General features: G+C 62.6%; 14 protein-coding genes. 5 read left to right on the top strand and 9 right to left on the bottom strand.

Annotated features, from left to right (window positions below; translation table 11 throughout):
• Nucleotide 1: 1 nt before the first annotated feature.
• From mreC to ABNU55_RS01470, 5 genes are all read right to left on the bottom strand, one after another.
• On the bottom strand, nucleotides 2-925 hold the full coding sequence (gene mreC / locus ABNU55_RS01490; RefSeq protein ID WP_290752796.1) for a rod shape-determining protein MreC: 924 nt from the start codon (nucleotides 923-925) through the stop codon (nucleotides 2-4).
• Between the two features lie 112 nt (nucleotides 926-1,037).
• Nucleotides 1,038-2,078: a rod shape-determining protein gene (locus tag ABNU55_RS01485; RefSeq protein ID WP_018149535.1), complete on the bottom strand. Its 1,041-nt coding sequence runs from the start codon at nucleotides 2,076-2,078 to the stop codon at nucleotides 1,038-1,040.
• A gap of 454 nt (nucleotides 2,079-2,532) precedes the next feature.
• Nucleotides 2,533-4,068, bottom strand: a complete 1,536-nt coding sequence (locus tag ABNU55_RS01480) for a 2-isopropylmalate synthase (RefSeq protein WP_290752791.1) — start codon at nucleotides 4,066-4,068, stop codon at nucleotides 2,533-2,535.
• A 155-nt stretch (nucleotides 4,069-4,223) separates the two neighbouring features.
• Nucleotides 4,224-4,967, bottom strand: a complete 744-nt coding sequence (locus tag ABNU55_RS01475; protein ID WP_290752788.1) for a VTT domain-containing protein — start codon at nucleotides 4,965-4,967, stop codon at nucleotides 4,224-4,226.
• Nucleotides 4,968-5,035: 68 nt separating this feature from the next.
• Nucleotides 5,036-5,854 carry a methyltransferase domain-containing protein gene (locus ABNU55_RS01470; protein WP_290752785.1) on the bottom strand — a complete coding sequence of 273 codons (819 nt, stop codon included), beginning with the start codon at nucleotides 5,852-5,854 and terminating at the stop codon, nucleotides 5,036-5,038.
• 210 nt (nucleotides 5,855-6,064) lie between these two features.
• On the opposite strand from ABNU55_RS01470, the gene ABNU55_RS01465 reads away from it, so the two are divergent.
• The 5 genes from ABNU55_RS01465 to ABNU55_RS01445 all read left to right on the top strand — a co-directional run bounded on the left by ABNU55_RS01465 (nucleotide 6,065) and on the right by ABNU55_RS01445 (nucleotide 9,977).
• Nucleotides 6,065-6,664: a hypothetical protein gene (locus ABNU55_RS01465; RefSeq protein ID WP_290752784.1), complete on the top strand. Its 600-nt coding sequence runs from the start codon at nucleotides 6,065-6,067 to the stop codon at nucleotides 6,662-6,664.
• An 8-nt stretch (nucleotides 6,665-6,672) separates the two neighbouring features.
• Nucleotides 6,673-7,074, top strand: a complete 402-nt coding sequence (locus ABNU55_RS01460) for a VOC family protein (RefSeq protein WP_290756767.1) — start codon at nucleotides 6,673-6,675, stop codon at nucleotides 7,072-7,074.
• Between the two features lie 58 nt (nucleotides 7,075-7,132).
• Nucleotides 7,133-7,909 (top strand): GGDEF domain-containing protein, encoded by a 777-nt coding sequence (locus tag ABNU55_RS01455; protein ID WP_290752779.1) that lies wholly within the window; start codon nucleotides 7,133-7,135, stop codon nucleotides 7,907-7,909.
• 78 nt (nucleotides 7,910-7,987) lie between these two features.
• The gene (locus ABNU55_RS01450; protein WP_290752777.1) at nucleotides 7,988-8,998 is read left to right on the top strand and encodes an LLM class flavin-dependent oxidoreductase; all 1,011 of its coding nucleotides are present in this window, start codon (nucleotides 7,988-7,990) and stop codon (nucleotides 8,996-8,998) included.
• Nucleotides 8,999-9,062: 64 nt separating this feature from the next.
• Nucleotides 9,063-9,977: a DMT family transporter gene (locus tag ABNU55_RS01445; protein ID WP_348764197.1), complete on the top strand. Its 915-nt coding sequence runs from the start codon at nucleotides 9,063-9,065 to the stop codon at nucleotides 9,975-9,977.
• 12 nt (nucleotides 9,978-9,989) lie between these two features.
• On the opposite strand, the gene eda is transcribed toward ABNU55_RS01445, so the two are convergent.
• From eda to zwf, 4 genes are read right to left on the bottom strand one after another with little or no spacing between them, the layout of a single operon-like run.
• Nucleotides 9,990-10,631 carry a bifunctional 4-hydroxy-2-oxoglutarate aldolase/2-dehydro-3-deoxy-phosphogluconate aldolase gene (gene eda, locus ABNU55_RS01440; protein ID WP_290752772.1) on the bottom strand — a complete coding sequence of 214 codons (642 nt, stop codon included), beginning with the start codon at nucleotides 10,629-10,631 and terminating at the stop codon, nucleotides 9,990-9,992.
• On the bottom strand, nucleotides 10,628-11,608 hold the full coding sequence (locus ABNU55_RS01435; RefSeq protein WP_290752769.1) for a glucokinase: 981 nt from the start codon (nucleotides 11,606-11,608) through the stop codon (nucleotides 10,628-10,630). Before ABNU55_RS01435 ends, eda begins: the two co-directional genes overlap by 4 nt.
• Nucleotides 11,601-13,445, bottom strand: a complete 1,845-nt coding sequence (edd, locus tag ABNU55_RS01430) for a phosphogluconate dehydratase (RefSeq protein WP_290752767.1) — start codon at nucleotides 13,443-13,445, stop codon at nucleotides 11,601-11,603. The genes ABNU55_RS01435 and edd overlap by 8 nt, the downstream gene beginning before the upstream one ends.
• On the bottom strand, nucleotides 13,442-14,911 hold the full coding sequence (gene zwf / locus ABNU55_RS01425) for a glucose-6-phosphate dehydrogenase (protein WP_290752764.1): 1,470 nt from the start codon (nucleotides 14,909-14,911) through the stop codon (nucleotides 13,442-13,444). The genes edd and zwf overlap by 4 nt, the downstream gene beginning before the upstream one ends.
• Nucleotides 14,912-14,915: the final 4 nt, after the last annotated feature.

Here is a 14,915-nt window from a genome sequence, read left to right as displayed (position 1 = left end):
CCTAGTCGCCTCCCGGCGTTGCGGTCTGGCTGTCCGAAGCGGCTGTTTCGTCCTCAGCCCCATCGCCTTCCACACCGTCGCCACCGGCCGCCGCATCGGGATCTTCCTCAAGCGGGAAGGCTTCCGGTTTGGGAATTTTCATGCTCGGCATCAGCCGGACAAACCCGCCGCGCCCGCGCGTCATGCCGAACTCCACACGCAGGTCGCCGCCGCGCTCGACCACCTCACCCACAACGATGCCGCGCGGAAAGACGCCGCCCTCACCGGAGGTCAGCACGCGCTCACCAAGAATAAAGCTGCCCCGTTCGGGAAGGTCGGTCAGCGTGCCGAGATCGTCGCGGTCGCCGAACAGGATGGCCCGCATGCCGCTCGCCTCGCCCATGACCGGCACGCGCGAATTGAAGTCAGTGACCAGCAGCACCCGGGACGACCGCTCGCCAAGCTGGACGACGCGGCCGACCAGCCCGCCTTCATTCTCGGCATAGGATCCTTGCTCGACCCCCTGCAGGCTGCCGGCATTGACCAGGATCGCCTCCCGGAAAGGCCCGTTTGTCTCTGAGGTGATGCGGGCGGTGACACCCCGAACGGGCGGTTCGCCCATGATGTTCAGCATGTCCTCATAGGCTTCAAGCCGGGCGGCCATGGATATGGCGACAGAGCGGTAACGTGTCAGCTCCCGCACTTCGGCTTCCAGTTCGCGGATACGTTCGTCGCGCGCGGCCTTGCCGGTGATACGATCCCAGAGACCGGGACGTGCAGAGCTGGCGAGCTGATCGGCAGCGACCGTCCGGGCCGGATCGATCCACGCCTGGAGGCGCGGTGAGGTCTGGGCGAGGAGGATGGCAAACAGCACGACGAGCGCCACAATGAGGGCGTAACGGCGTACGGGCCGGGCCTTCAGACGTTTTCCGCGCAGACGGGCCATAGCTGTCCCTTATTGCCTCCCCACAGGCTGTAATCCTGAAGTGACGCGCGCAGGCGTGCAACTGGGTTTTCAGCGGTGCTGTCGTGCTTTCCGCGCCGCGCGCGGGCGGGCCCTAGACCTCTGGCGACAGAACGTTCTTCATGCGCACGAGGTTTTCCAGCACATAGCCGCAGCCCTGCGCGACACATTTCAACGGATCGTCGGCGATCATGACCGGCAGCTTGGCCTGCTCGCGGATCACGACGTCGAGGTTACGCAGAAGCGCGCCGCCGCCCGTCAGCACGATGCCGCGGTCGACAATGTCAGCGGCAAGCTCCGGCGCCATGGCTTCAAGCGCCAGACGGATGGCATCCACGATTTCATTGACCGGATCGGCAAGGGCTTCGGCCATCATGGCCTCATTGACCTCAACCTCATTCGGCACGCCGTCAATCGTGCCACGGCCGCGGACCGTCACGGTCAGGCCATCGCCGCTTTCGGGTGCCTTGGCCGAGGCGATTTCTTTCTTGATGCGCTCAGACGACATTTCGCCGATCATGATCTGCTGGTTCTTGCGCAGATAGGACATGATGGCGTGGTCCATCTTGTCACCGCCAACGCGGACCGAACGCGAATAGACGATACCGCCCAGCGACAGCACGGCAACTTCTGTCGTACCCCCGCCGATATCCACAACCATGGAGCCGGCCGGCTCCTCAATCGGCAGGCCCGCACCGATAGCGGCGGCCATCGGCTCTTCGATCAGCTGGACCTCGCGCGCACCGGCGGCCAGCGCCGACTGGTGAATGGCGCGGCGCTCAACGTTCGTGGCGGAGCTTGGGACGCAGATGATGATGAGCGGGGAAACGAAGGCGCGGCGATTGTGCACTTTGCGGATGAAGTGCTTGATCATCTCCTCGGCGACTTCAAAGTCGGCGATCACACCATCGCGCATCGGGCGGATGGCTTCCATGTTGAGCGGGGTCTTGCCCAACATCTGCTTGGCCTGGTTACCCACGGCATAGACGACCTTGCGTCCGCCCTGGTTCATATAGGCCACAACGGATGGCTCATCGAGCTTTATGCCCTGCCCCTTAACATAGACCAGCGTGTTCGCTGTCCCGAGGTCAATCGCCATATCTGTGGAGAGCATGCCGAGAAGGCTACCGATCATGAGCAAGGTCGCTTCTTACTGAGTGCACGGCGATCTTTGCGCCGCCATGCGAGATTATCTGTTCTAGCCAGCCCACTTCCCCCATGCCGCCTATCGCGCGCGAAAGCAAGTATAAGACTGTTTGAAAACGGTACGGATCGTACATCAATAAAATCTTGTTAGTTTCGGGGTCTTTGCCCCGGTTCACTCATGACCGCCCTCCGGCGACAGACGGAACGGAACGTACAATATTATATGCCGCGCAACAGGGCTTAGCGGCTCAATTCCCGGTTGGCGCGCCTAAATCATCGGCGTCAGAGCCAGCCTGCCCGTGCAGCCACTGGGTTAGATCGCGTGTGTCGCGCCTGCGCTGACCGCAAGTTCCAGTTCATGAATGGATATGCCTACAAACGCCTACTGCCCGGCGACCCGATCAGCAGGTCCCCGGGCAGTAAGTGCATGCGTAAAAAGTGGGTCAGGCCGCGAGGCGCTTCATCCGTCTGGCCTCAAGCTTGTTGAGGGCATGGATATAGGCTTTCGCGCTGGCGACCAGCGTGTCGGGGTCCGAGGCCCGGCCCACGGCCATGATGCCTTCGCCATTCAGCCGGACACTGACTTCGGCCTGCGCATCCGTACCGCCTGTCACCGCATGCACCTGATAGAGGTCCAGCTTGGCGTCATGCTTCACAATCGTGCGGATGGCGTTGAAGACGGCATCTACCGGGCCATTGCCCGTGCAGCTGGCGTCCAATAGTTCGCCATCCACGCGCAGGGAGAGGTCTGCCTTTTGCGGGCCGACTGACCCGGCAATCACCCGAAGGCTGTCAAAGCCGACCCGTTCACCCATAGCCGAAAGCTGATCGTCGACCAGCGCCAGGATGTCATCGTCAAAGACATGTTTCTTGCGGTCGGCCAGATCCTTGAAGCGGCGGAACGCCTCATTCAGGGAGTCCGGATCGAGTTCGTAGCCAAGCGCCTTGATCTTGTCGCGGAAGGCATTGCGGCCCGACAGCTTGCCCATGACGAGCGAGCTTTTGGACACGCCGACATCTTCCGGCTTCATGATCTCATAGGTCTCGGTATTCTTCAGCATGCCATCCTGGTGGATGCCGCTTTCATGCGCGAAGGCATTCTTGCCGACGATGGCCTTGTTATACTGGACCGGAAAACCGGTAATCCGGCTCACCATCTGGCTGGCGCGGGCAAGGCGTGTGGTGTCGATGCCCGTTTCGAAGGGCAGGGAATCGCCGCGCACCTTGAAGGCCATGACGATCTCTTCCAGCGCGGCATTTCCGGCACGTTCGCCAAGACCATTGATGGTGCACTCGATCTGACGCGCGCCGTTCTGCGCGCCGGCGATGGAGTTCGCGACCGCAAGGCCAAGGTCATTATGGCAGTGGGTGGACCAGATCACCTTGTCGGAATCGGGAATGGCTTCGCGCAGCGACCGGATCAGGGCGCCATATTCATCGGGATGGGTATAGCCGACCGTGTCGGGCACGTTTATCGTGGTGGCGCCCGATGTGATGGCCGCGTCGATACACTTGCAGAGAAAGTCGAACTCTGTGCGCGTCGCATCCTCTGCCGACCATTCGACATCATCGACGAGGTTGCGGGCATGGGCGACCGAACGCCCGACCGCCTCAAGCACGGCGTTCGGTCCCATCTGGAGCTTGTGCTTCATATGGACGGGGCTGGTGGAGATGAAGGTATGGATACGCGGGCGGGCGGCGTGACGCACAGCCTCGCCGCACCGGTCGATATCCTCAAGCTTCGAGCGTGAAAGCCCGGTGATCACCGAAGACTTGGAGCGGCGCGCAATCTCGCGCACGGCCTCGAAGTCGCCCTGTGAAGATGCCGGGAAGCCGGCTTCAATGATGTCGACGCCCATCGTCTCGAGCAGGTCGGCAAGCTCAAGCTTTTCATTATGGGTCATGGATGCGCCGGGCGATTGCTCGCCATCACGCATCGTCGTGTCGAAGATGAGAATACGGTCTTTTTCGGTTGTCATGGACGCGCCTGGAAGTCTGGAAAAGTGTCAGCGAAAGAGCGAATACGATCCCCTGACCAGGCGCCAGACCATTAGTGTCCGGCGGCGACCAGCCAGGGGCTGGTAAGTAGCAGGGCGGTCATTCCGCTGAGAGGCAATTTCTTGCGCATGTGGCCCTATTCCGGCTTTTCACTTGCCGTGTCAACCGAGCCTATGCCCATGGGCGAAATAATCTTGCCAGTTTTCTGGCGATGATGGACGTATAGCCACAGCCCGCCGAAAATCAGCGCCGCAAGCGCGGCCAGACCAAGGGCGAGAAGCGGGGAGCCGGTGATGGCAGAGATCAGGCTCTGGCCCGCAAACGTCACGAGCAGGATTTTCGGCAGGGAGCCGATCGCCATCCCTCCCAGAAAGGCCAGATAGTTCGCCCGCAATGCGCCGAAAGCCATGTTCACGATCAGGAAGGGCCCGGTCGGCACATTGCGCACGATAAGGCTGGCGGCAAAGGCATTCCGGCTGACGAAGTCCGCAAAGCGCGCGGTGCGCCTTCCTGAAAAACGGGCGACGGCCGCTTCGCCGCTAAACCTCCCCAGCCAGAAGGTGATCGTCCCGGAGACCATTGTGGCAACCCAGGAATAGAGCGCGCCATTGACTGGCCCGAAGGCCACAACGGCCGCCCCGATCAGGCCGAATTGCGGCAGGCCGACAAAAGCGGCGCCGGTAAAGAGGGCGATGACCGCCGGCAGCGCCCAGGGCGTATCGGCCATGTCCTGCATGTGGGCAATGAAAGCCTCAAGCGAGCCGAGGACGCCTGTCTTGCCAAGCAGGAAGAGGGTAATGACCGCCGCACCAAGCGCGACGCCCAGCCAGAGCGCCTTGCGCGAACGCGCGGCAGGAATGTGGTCAGAGGTCGTCGTCATCACCGCTGTCCCTCTCCCCCACGCCTTAAAGACGGTCAAGCGTGCCGCACAGCCCGGTGCACGCCCGCTTACTGCGGTGCGCCGGCGGGCTTTTCGAACTTCATCAGGAACTGGTCGGTGCGTCCGCGCACAGCCTCATCGAAGACGCTGGCATTGAGATCGTCGCCCGGATTGTCGAGGATATCGCTTTCCGACACGAGCACGAAGCCGGCCTCGCGGCCAAGGTCGCGGACAATCTGCGGGTCGATGCGATGAGTGTCCCCGCCAGTGGTAGCCGGCGCACCTTCAGGGGCCGTATGGTCGAGCACAATAAACGTGCCGCCCGGCTTCAGGACGCGGTAGATTTCCGGAAAGGAGTCATCGGGGTTCGACACCAGCGGTTCCCCGTTCTCCGGCGTGTACCAGAGTTCGTGCGGGCCCTGAATCCAGGTGGCCGCGTCGACGCTCTCATCGGGGAGCGGAATATTGTCGAAGTCGGAGCGGACATATTCGACATTCTCCAGGCTCTCCATTCGCATTTCGGCCGCATCCCCGAGAAAGCCGTCAAAGGCCGCCGGGTTCTGCATATAGAGTGTCGTCTCAGCGGTGAGATAGCGCGAGAGGATTTCCGTGAAATACCCGCCGCCCGCTTCGAGCTCCAGCACAGTATCGCCCGGCTGCAGCGCCATGAACTCCATCACGGCGGCTGGCTGGCGAAGTTCATCGCGCTCGACATCAGTGTCCGGACGCTCCGGACTGGTAATCGCGGCATTGAGACGCGCCGCATCGACACGCTCGCCAGAGACCATGGGCGGCGGCGGTGCCTCAACGTCCGGCAGGTCCCTGTCAGCTTGTGTTGCGCAGGCGCTTAACAGGACAAGCGCGCTCAATCCAGTCAGAATTCGCATGGGATCTGGCCCCTCTTTGTCGTCTTCGGCCCGATTGGCCAGTTCCTCTCCGAATACGCCCTCGCGCCTCTCCAGACAATGAAAAACCGGTAAGCTGAAGGCCTGCGTCATGATGGCTGAACAGATCGCGCTTTCAGGAGCGGACAGGAAACCGCCACAATTGTGGCGTGTTATAATGTGCCTGAACAAGATGTGGAGGCGAGGCCTATCATGACGAAACCGACATTTCTCCTAGCCAGTCTTTTCACGATTGCGGCAAGCGCGCTTGCACCCGCTGCATCTGCCCAGTTCGGCGCCGACCGCGTTGCCAAGCCGGATGCCGACGAACTCTATGCCGACCGGGCGATGAAGAATGGCTGGTATGACGATGCAGAAGAGCGCTACAGCGCCGCCTGCGAGGACAAGAGCCGCCAGACCGAGGTCTGGGCGCGCAATTGCCGCAAGCTGGCGCATATCTATCGCCGCGGCCTGCTGGACGGGCAGGATTATGAGCGGTCCAAGGCCCTCTATGACGAAGCCTGCTTTGACGGGCGCGATGCCGACAGCTGTCTTGAACAGGCGCATGTCAGCTTCAAGGGCAATGACGGCAATCAGGATTACGAATATGCCCGCCGCCTCTATGAGCGCGCCTGCGACCTTGGCAACCAGACCGGCTGCGCGGCCTATGGCTCCATGCTCTATCGCGGCCAGGGCGGCATGATGAAGCGGGATGAAGGCAAGGACTATATCCAGCGCGCTTGCGAAACCGGCGATAGCTGGGCATGCGAACGTGCGCGCGGCTTTGGCTTTCCGGACCGGCGCGGCCTGTAAGGCGCCCCGTGTCCGATCAGCCTTCCCCAACCGCGCTGCATCGCGGGATCAGTGCGCTGACCTTGGCCACACGCGATATGGCGCGGGCGATTTCCTTCTATGAGAGCCTCGGCTTCCGGCTGGACTTCCGGGCGGATGACGAGAGCTTTGCGACCCTCTGGGCCGGACCGACCGCGCTGAACCTGACCACAGAAAGCGGCGATGGCGCACATTTCTGGGGCCGGGCCATCTTCCATGTCACCGACGTGGATGCCTTCCATGAAATCTGCATCAAAGCCGGCCACGCCCCGGAATTTGCGCCGCGTGACGCCCCGTGGATGGAGCGATATTTCCATATGCGCGATCCGGACGGGCATGAGCTCAGTTTCATGACCCCTCTGCCGGGAAAAACCTATCCTTTTTCCGGATAGATAAAATTTAAAAGATCGGCTTACGGCAATGTTCGCATCCATGAGCTAGACCGCGCTCATGTCGCAGAGCTATCGTCTCCTTCAGGCCGACAACGGCGCCGTCTCGCGAGCCCTGATCTTCTTCGGGTTCGTGATCGCCGCAGCGCTTTCCCTGGCGGTTCTCTTCGCGGTCGCGATCACACAATTCTTCGGTGTACCGGCAGGCCAGGACGACTTCATGCTCACCACCGTGGTTATCGCTGCCTGTGTCGCCAGCCCCATGGCGGCCTTGGCTGCGCAGAACCAGTATCGGGTAGACCGCTACCAGACGACGCTCGAAGCCATGGCGTCCACAGACCCCCTCACCGGGCTCCTCAACCGGCGCGCTTTCAAGAGCCTTGCCGAGGAGGAACTGGAAAGGATGCGCAGGACCGATAGCGGCGTCTGCCTCGTTCTTTTCGACCTCGATCATTTCAAACAGGTCAACGATACGCATGGTCACGCCTTTGGCGACCGCGTACTCACCTCCATCGCCAATATCAGCCATGGCGCCCTGCGTGGACCGTTCGACCGGCTGGGCCGCTGGGGCGGGGAAGAATTCATCATCCTCCTCAGCAATGTCACCCTGGAACAGGCCAGCGGCGTCTGCGAACGGCTGCGCAAGCGGATCGCAGGCTCGGACCTGACCTTCAACGGCCAGTCCGCACGCGTCACCGCAAGCTTCGGCGTCGCGCAGCTGCACCCCGAGATGGGCCTTCAGGACTGCATAGAAAAGGCCGACAGGCTGCTCTATGAGGCAAAGAAAAACGGGCGCAACTGCGTGCGCTGCGAACCGCGGATCCGCACGGCCGCCTAAAGCCCGGCGCGGGTCTTCCGGACCTGCCCGCGCCCCTCACCTATTGAGAAGCGTCCCGCCGCTCCATACATCCTGGGCATGATACCGTTTTCCGTGCTCGACCTCGCCCCGATCGTTGAAGGCAGCAATCCGCAGGATGCGCTGGCCCGCTCAAAGCGCCTGGCAACCCATGCCGACCGCCTTGGCTACAAACGCTACTGGCTGGCAGAACACCACAACATGCCGGGCATCGCGAGCGCTGCAACCGCCGTAATGATCGCCCATGCAGGACAGGACACAGAGAATATCCGCCTCGGCGCGGGCGGCATCATGCTGCCCAATCACGCGCCGATCATGGTCGCCGAACAGTTCGGCACGCTTGAGGCGATGTATCCCGGACGGATCGATCTTGGCCTGGGCCGCGCACCCGGCGGCGACCAGCTGGTCTCGCAGGCGCTGCGCCGGACCATGGTTGGCGGAGAAGACCGTTTCCCGCGCGAAGTGATGGAACTTCAGGCCTTCCTCGGCCCCGTTCAGCCCGGCCAGCGCGTGCAGGCCGTGCCCGGTGGCAATACGAATATTCCGCTGTGGATCCTCGGCTCCTCGACTTTCGGCGCGCAGCTCGCCGCCCATCTCGGCCTGCCCTACGCCTTCGCCTCGCATTTTGCGCCCCAGCAGATGATGCAGGCCATCTCCATCTATCGTGAGACCTTCCAGCCCTCCGAACAGCTGAAAGAGCCCTATGTGATGCTGGGCTTCAACATGATTGCCGCCGAGACGGATGAGGAAGCAGACCGGCTCGCCTCTTCCCTGCGCCGCACCTTTGTGAACATGCGCCGCGGGAAACCGACGCAGCTTGCCGCCCCGGACCCCAGCTTCGATGAACAGATCCAGCCGCATGAACGCGCGATGCTGGACACGATGCTCTCCTGCTCTGCTGTGGGTTCACCGCAGACCGTATCGAAGAAACTGGACAGTTTCATTGCAGAGACCGGCGCGGACGAACTCATCCTCTCCGCGCATATCTTCGATGAGAAGGCCCGTATGCGCTCCTATGAGATTGCCGCTGAGGTTCGCGAGAGCCTTGGTGCCGCCAAGGCCGCTGAATAGACGCCTGCTCTAAAGAAAAGCTGGCTGCCGGCAGGCGCGCGCGTTAAACCCCGCGCCCATGCTGATGTCACGCCTCCTTGCCATGCCGGTTCTCATCGCCACCGTCGCCATCGCGATGGGGACGTGTATCGATGCGCTGGTCAAAGGCGTGGCGCCGGGCGCTGGTCTACACCATTTGCTGGCCTGGCGCTTCCTCTTTGGGGCGATCATTGCTGGCGCTGTCTTCCTTGCAAAGAAGCGTCCACGCCCCTCCACGGAGGCGATCCGTTTTCATACGATGCGCGGGCTGCTTCAGCTGTTCTGCGCCGTGACTTTCTTTTACGCCCTCACCCAGCTCAAGCTCGCCGAGGCGACAGCGCTCGGCTTTACCGCCGCGCTTCTGGTTGCGCCCGTGGCGCGCCTGGTTATCGGAGAACGCCTCAGCCCTGTCGCCGTGCTTGCCGCCATACTCGGCTTTGCCGGTGTTGCCCTCGCCGTCTTCGGCTCCAACTCCGACGGTGGCGGCGGAGAAGACCAGCGGCTTTATGGCTATATCGCCCTCTTCAGCTCCACGATTGGCTATGCCTTCGTGCTGGTTTTCCTTCGTCTGCGCGCACGCCATGAAGACGCAACGACGATTGCCCTGTTCACCAATGCGGTCCCCGCCATTGCGCTTCTGCCCATTACGCTCGGCCTCTTCGGCTGGCCGGCCCTCTGGTATATTCCGTTTTTCCTGCTGCTCGGCATTCTCGGTTATTCGGTCTGGTATCTGATGACGCTTGCCTATGCGCAGGCCGAGGCGCAGTTGCTTGCGCCGCTAGAATATACATCGCTTGTATGGAGCGCCCTGCTGGGGCTCGTCTTCTTCGATGAGTGGCCCGGGCCCGCGCTCTGGATTGGCGCGGTCATCATCATCGCGAGCTGTTTGCTGGTGGCCTTTGAAAGCCGGTTCAGAACACGGCGAGGCGCGAGAATGCCCGCCAGCGACCTGCCCGAATAAGCGCCTCGAAGCCTAGCCGCCACGCCCGATCTTCACCGCATGGGCCGCCTTGTCGGCAATCGCATCCCAGTCGCCCTTCGCCATCTCGTCGGCGCTCGCGATCCATGACCCACCGACAGCCACCACATTGCGAAGCGCGAGATAGTCGGCGGCATTTTCAGGCGTAACCCCGCCTGTCGGCATGAAGTCGATATGGGGCAGCGGTCCGCCCAGTGCCTTCAGGAAATTCACTCCGCCCGAGGCTTCGGCCGGGAAAAATTTCACGACGCCATAGCCTTCATCGAAGCGGGCCATGGCCTCGCTGACGGTCGAGACGCCGGGCAGGATGACACCGTCATGGCTGCCAAGTGCTTCCAGAAGCAGGGGCGAGGCGCCAGGTGTCACGAGGAAATCGGCCCCGGCCTTCAGCGCCGCATCGACGTCTCCTTCGGAGATGATCGTGCCCGCCCCGACGAGCAGGTCATTATCCATCTGCCCCATGCGGCGGATGACTTCCAGCGCGGCTGGTGTTCGAAGCGTGATCTCGACAGAGGTCAGGCCGCCCCGCGCCAGCGCTTCGCCCAGTGGCTCTGCATGGCTGACATCGTGCACGGTCAGGACGGGCACGACAGGGGCTTTCTCGATTGCGGCGCGGAAGGCTGTCATCGTTTTCATCGTACAGGCACCTCGTCGAATTGCAGGGCAGCAGCCCCGATAAGCGCGGCCTCACCGGACATCAGGATCCGGATCGGTATGGGGCGCATATAGTCGCTCATTGGCCCGCGTTGCATGAACCGGTCAATGGCCTCAGGCGCAGCCAGCCAGTCGGCGAGCTGTTCAGCCACCCCGCCCGTAATGACAACACCGCCGCGTGTGCCGTTCATCAGCGCCGCATCGCCCAGCGCATAGAGCGTTCCACGCGCCTTGATCTCACAGATGTCGCGGCAGATCGGATCGCCCTGACGGGCAAGCTCCAGCACGCGGGCCGGCGCGGTCTTCTGCCAGCTCACACCATCGATATCACAAAGCGCCTTGTGGACCGCATCTAGGCCTGAACCGGAGAGGACAAGCTCCCGCGAGACATAAGGATGGGTCTCGCGCAGCTTCTCGGCCAGCGCCCATTCGCGCGGCGTCGCCGGCGCAAAGGCCGCATGCCCGCCTTCGCCGGTCAGCACGTGCCATCCTGCTGGCTCGGCAGGGATAAGCGTCGCCATGCCAAGACCGGTGCCCGGGCCGGAAACCAGTATGGGCTGGCGCGAGGATGGCTCGCCATCACCTTCATGAATGAGCCGGAATGCATCCTCCGGAAGCTCCGGAATGGAGCGCGCCATGGCCGCGTAATCATTGACCAGCTCCACCCGCTCGAGGCCGCAGTTTTCCTGCAGGCGCGCCGTATCGACAGTCCAGTCGCGATTGGTCAGGGTAACCCGGCCCTGCTGAACCGGCCCTGCCAGCGCGATCAGCGCGCGGTGCGGAGCATCCTTGCCCAATCTCTTGAGGTACACCGTTAAAGCGTCATCGAAAATCTTGAAATCATCGCCGGGCATGACAGAGACGTCAGAGATGATCGGGCGGCCCGCAAAGCCCTCCCGCGCGACAGCGAACCTCACATTCGTCCCGCCAATATCGCCAACAAGAACAGGATCAGCCATGGCTGGTCCCCGGCAGTGGCAGGAAGAATTCAAACAGGCTCCCGCCCGCATCGGGGCGGCTCGCATTGTTGCGGAAGGCGCCGAAAAGCTCGCGGCCAAGGCCCTGCCCCTGAATGTTCGGGCGGTACTGGGCGGGCTCGCGGGCCTCGAAGACCGACGGATCGCAGTAGATGTCCAGCTCACCGCTCTCAGCGTCCAGCCGGATCATGTCGCCATCCTGCACGCGGGCCAGCGGGCCGCCGCGCGCCGCTTCCGGGCTGACATGGATGGCGGCAGGGATCTTGCCGCTCGCGCCCGACATGCGTCCATCGGTGACGAGGGCCACCTTGAAGCCCTTGTCCTGCAGCGCACCGAGGGCCGGTGACAGCGCGTGCAGCTCTGGCATGCCATTCGCCGCCGGGCCCTGAAAGCGCACCACCGCGATGAAATCCTTGTCGAGTTCGCCGGCCTTGAACGCCTCCTTCAAGGCCTCCTGATCGTCAAAGACGCGGGCCGGCGCTTCAATGATGCGGCGGTCTTCCTTGACCGAGGAGACCTTTATGACGCCGCGCCCCAGCGGCCCGCTGAGCATGCGAAGGCCGCCCTCTTTCTGGAACGGATCGCTTGCAGGCCGTACGATATCCATCTCGCCGCTCTCGCCCGGTGCATCCCGGAAGGCCAGTTTTCCATCGTCCAGCCAGGGCTCCCGTGCATGATCGGAAATCGTGCCCATCACGCCGCGCGCCTCACCGTTCAGAAGGCCGGCTTCCAGCAGCTCCTTCATCACGAAGCTCATGCCGCCCGCGGCCTGGAAATGGTTCACATCGGCCGGTCCGTTCGGATAGATGCGGCAGAGAAGCGGCGTGATCGCGCTGACCTCCTCAAAATCCTCAAGCTCAATCTGATAGCCGCTGGCGGCCGCCATGGCCGGGATATGCAGCGCGTGATTGGTCGAGCCACCGGTCGCCATCAGACCGACCAGCGCGTTGACCCAGCTGCGCGCATCGATCATCTCGCCCATCGGCGTGTAGTCGCGCTTCACCGTCAGCTCCACGACCCGTTCCACAGCGGCGCGGGTCAGCGCTTCGCGCAGCGGTGTGCCAGGGTTCTCGAATGCGGCGCCGGGGATATGCATCCCCATGACTTCCATCAGCATCTGGTTGGAATTGGCCGTGCCATAGAAGGTGCAGGTCCCGGGGCTGTGATAGCTCTCTGCCTCGGCCTTCAGCAGGGCATCGCGACCGACATTGCCGAGGGCATATTCCTGCCGGATACGTTGCTTCTCCGGGTTTGGCAGGCCCGAGGGCATAGGCCCGCCCGGCACGAAGATGTGCGGCAGCCAGCCGAAGCGCAGCGCCGCAATCATCAGCCCCGGCACGATCTTGTCGCAGATGCCAAGATGCAGCGCGCCATCGAACATGTCGTGGCTGAGCGACACCGCAGAGGCGAGCGCAATCACATCGCGCGAGAAGAGCGATAGCTCCATGCCTTGCTGGCCCTGTGTGACGCCATCGCACATCGCTGGCACGCCGCCCGCCACCTGCGCGGTCGCATTCACCTTCCGGGCCGCATCGCGGATGATCTCGGGATAATGCTCATAGGGCGCATGCGCCGAGAGCATGTCATTATAGGCGGTGATGACGCCGATATTCGGCCAGTTGGCGCCGAGAAGCTGCGTCTTGTCCATGACCGCGCACCCTGCAGAAGCATGGGCGAGGTTGCCATCCGCCAGTTTCTGGCGCGCAAAGCCGTCAGGCTTGCGGCCGCGGATCAGCTCCAGATAAGTCGCGCGTGTTTCGGCGGACCGCTTCTCGATCCGCTCTGTCACTTCCTCAATTTTCGGGTGCAGGGTTGTCATTTGCCATTGCTCCACCAGTCGCGCCCGTCCTGGCGCAGCAGCATGCGCGCCTCAACCGGGCCATCCTCCAGCCCGGCGGAATAGGTGAAAACGGGCGTATTGGCCGCCGACCAGCTTTCCAGCAGGCCGTCCACCCATTCCCAGGCTTCCTCGACCTCCTCGCGCCGCATGAACAGGGCGAGATTGCCACGCACCACATCCATGAGCAGGCGCTCATAGGCATCGGGGTATCTCACCTGAAACGTCTCAGCATAGGAGAGGTTCAGCGGCAGCGACTGCACCCGCAGACCGCCAGGCCCCGGCTCCTTGATCTGGACATAGAGCTGCACGCCCTCATCGGGCTGAAGGCGGATGATGAGGCGGTTGGAATGGGCCTGATCCTCGCCGAACATGGCATGCGGGGCCTCGCGGAACTGCACCACGATTTCAGAATGGCGGGTACGCATCCGCTTGCCGGTGCGAAGATAGAACGGCACGCGCGCCCAGCGCCAATTGTCGACCCAGGCCCTCACCGCGACAAAGGTTTCTGTGTCGCTTTCTCCGTCTTCCAGCTCTTCAAGATACCCTTTGACCTTCTCGCCGCCGACCGTGCCGGGACCATACTGCGCGCGTACCGTATCCTCACCGACGCATTTGGCCTCCATCGGACGCAGGGCATTCAGAACCTTGATCTTTTCGGTCCGGATCTCATCGGCATTGATGGAGTTTGGCGGCTCCATCGCGATGAGGCAGAGAAGCTGCAGAAGGTGGTTCTGCAGCATGTCGCGCACCGCCCCTGCACTGTCATAATACCCGGCCCGGTCGCCGACGCCTACATTCTCGGACACGGTGATCTGGATGTGATCGATGGCCGTGCGGTTCCAGAGCGGTTCGAACAGCGTATTGCCAAAGCGAAGCACGAGGAGGTTCTGCACCGTCTCCTTTCCGAGATAATGGTCGATCCGGTAGATGCGGTCCTCGCTGAAGACCTCGCCGACACCGGCATTGATCGTGCGAGCGGACTCCAGATCGGTGCCGATGGGCTTCTCCAGCACGACACGCGCATCGCCATCAGCAAGCCCCGCTTTCCCGATGGCCTCACAGATCGGCACATAGATTTTCGGCGTCACCGCAAGATAGAAGATCGCCGGCCGGTCATCGTCGCCCAGACGCGCCTTCAGGCCCGACCAGTCCGCGGACGGGTCCGTGGCATCGAGCGTTGCGAAGCTGAGCAGTTTTTCGAACGCGGCCCAGCAATCCTTGTCGATGGGGTCCTTGGTATGCGCCTCGCACGCCTCGAAGGCAAAGGCGCGGAATTCTTCATCCGACATCTCCGTGCGGGAGACCCCGACAATGCGCGACTCCGCGGGGATCTGCCCGTCGGCATAGCGGTGATAGAGCGCGGGCAGCAGCTTGCGCTGACTGAGGTCGCCCGTGCCCCCGAAAATGATGAGGTCGAACGTCTCGACAGGAATGAATTTGGCCATTGTG

The sequence above is a fragment of the uncultured Henriciella sp. genome, assembly GCF_964005855.1.
Taxonomy (GTDB): domain Bacteria; phylum Pseudomonadota; class Alphaproteobacteria; order Caulobacterales; family Hyphomonadaceae; genus Henriciella.
The sequence above is the reverse complement of the archived record's forward strand: the minus strand, read 5'-3'. Positions and strand labels throughout refer to the sequence as shown.

Excerpts from the sequence above, each read along its gene's own strand:
- mreC (WP_290752796.1), bottom strand. The coding sequence starts at position 925 with ATGGCCCGTCTGCGCGGAAAACGTCTGAAGGCCCGGCCCGTACGCCGT.
- ABNU55_RS01485 (WP_018149535.1), bottom strand. The coding sequence starts at position 2,078 with ATGATCGGTAGCCTTCTCGGCATGCTCTCCACAGATATGGCGATTGAC.
- ABNU55_RS01480 (WP_290752791.1), bottom strand. The coding sequence starts at position 4,068 with ATGACAACCGAAAAAGACCGTATTCTCATCTTCGACACGACGATGCGT.
- ABNU55_RS01475 (WP_290752788.1), bottom strand. The coding sequence starts at position 4,967 with ATGACGACGACCTCTGACCACATTCCTGCCGCGCGTTCGCGCAAGGCG.
- ABNU55_RS01470 (WP_290752785.1), bottom strand. The coding sequence starts at position 5,854 with ATGCGAATTCTGACTGGATTGAGCGCGCTTGTCCTGTTAAGCGCCTGC.
- ABNU55_RS01465 (WP_290752784.1), top strand. The coding sequence starts at position 6,065 with ATGACGAAACCGACATTTCTCCTAGCCAGTCTTTTCACGATTGCGGCA.
- ABNU55_RS01455 (WP_290752779.1), top strand. The coding sequence starts at position 7,133 with ATGTCGCAGAGCTATCGTCTCCTTCAGGCCGACAACGGCGCCGTCTCG.
- ABNU55_RS01450 (WP_290752777.1), top strand. The coding sequence starts at position 7,988 with ATGATACCGTTTTCCGTGCTCGACCTCGCCCCGATCGTTGAAGGCAGC.
- ABNU55_RS01445 (WP_348764197.1), top strand. The coding sequence starts at position 9,063 with ATGTCACGCCTCCTTGCCATGCCGGTTCTCATCGCCACCGTCGCCATC.
- eda (WP_290752772.1), bottom strand. The coding sequence starts at position 10,631 with ATGAAAACGATGACAGCCTTCCGCGCCGCAATCGAGAAAGCCCCTGTC.
- ABNU55_RS01435 (WP_290752769.1), bottom strand. The coding sequence starts at position 11,608 with ATGGCTGATCCTGTTCTTGTTGGCGATATTGGCGGGACGAATGTGAGG.
- edd (WP_290752767.1), bottom strand. The coding sequence starts at position 13,445 with ATGACAACCCTGCACCCGAAAATTGAGGAAGTGACAGAGCGGATCGAG.
- zwf (WP_290752764.1), bottom strand. The coding sequence starts at position 14,911 with ATGGCCAAATTCATTCCTGTCGAGACGTTCGACCTCATCATTTTCGGG.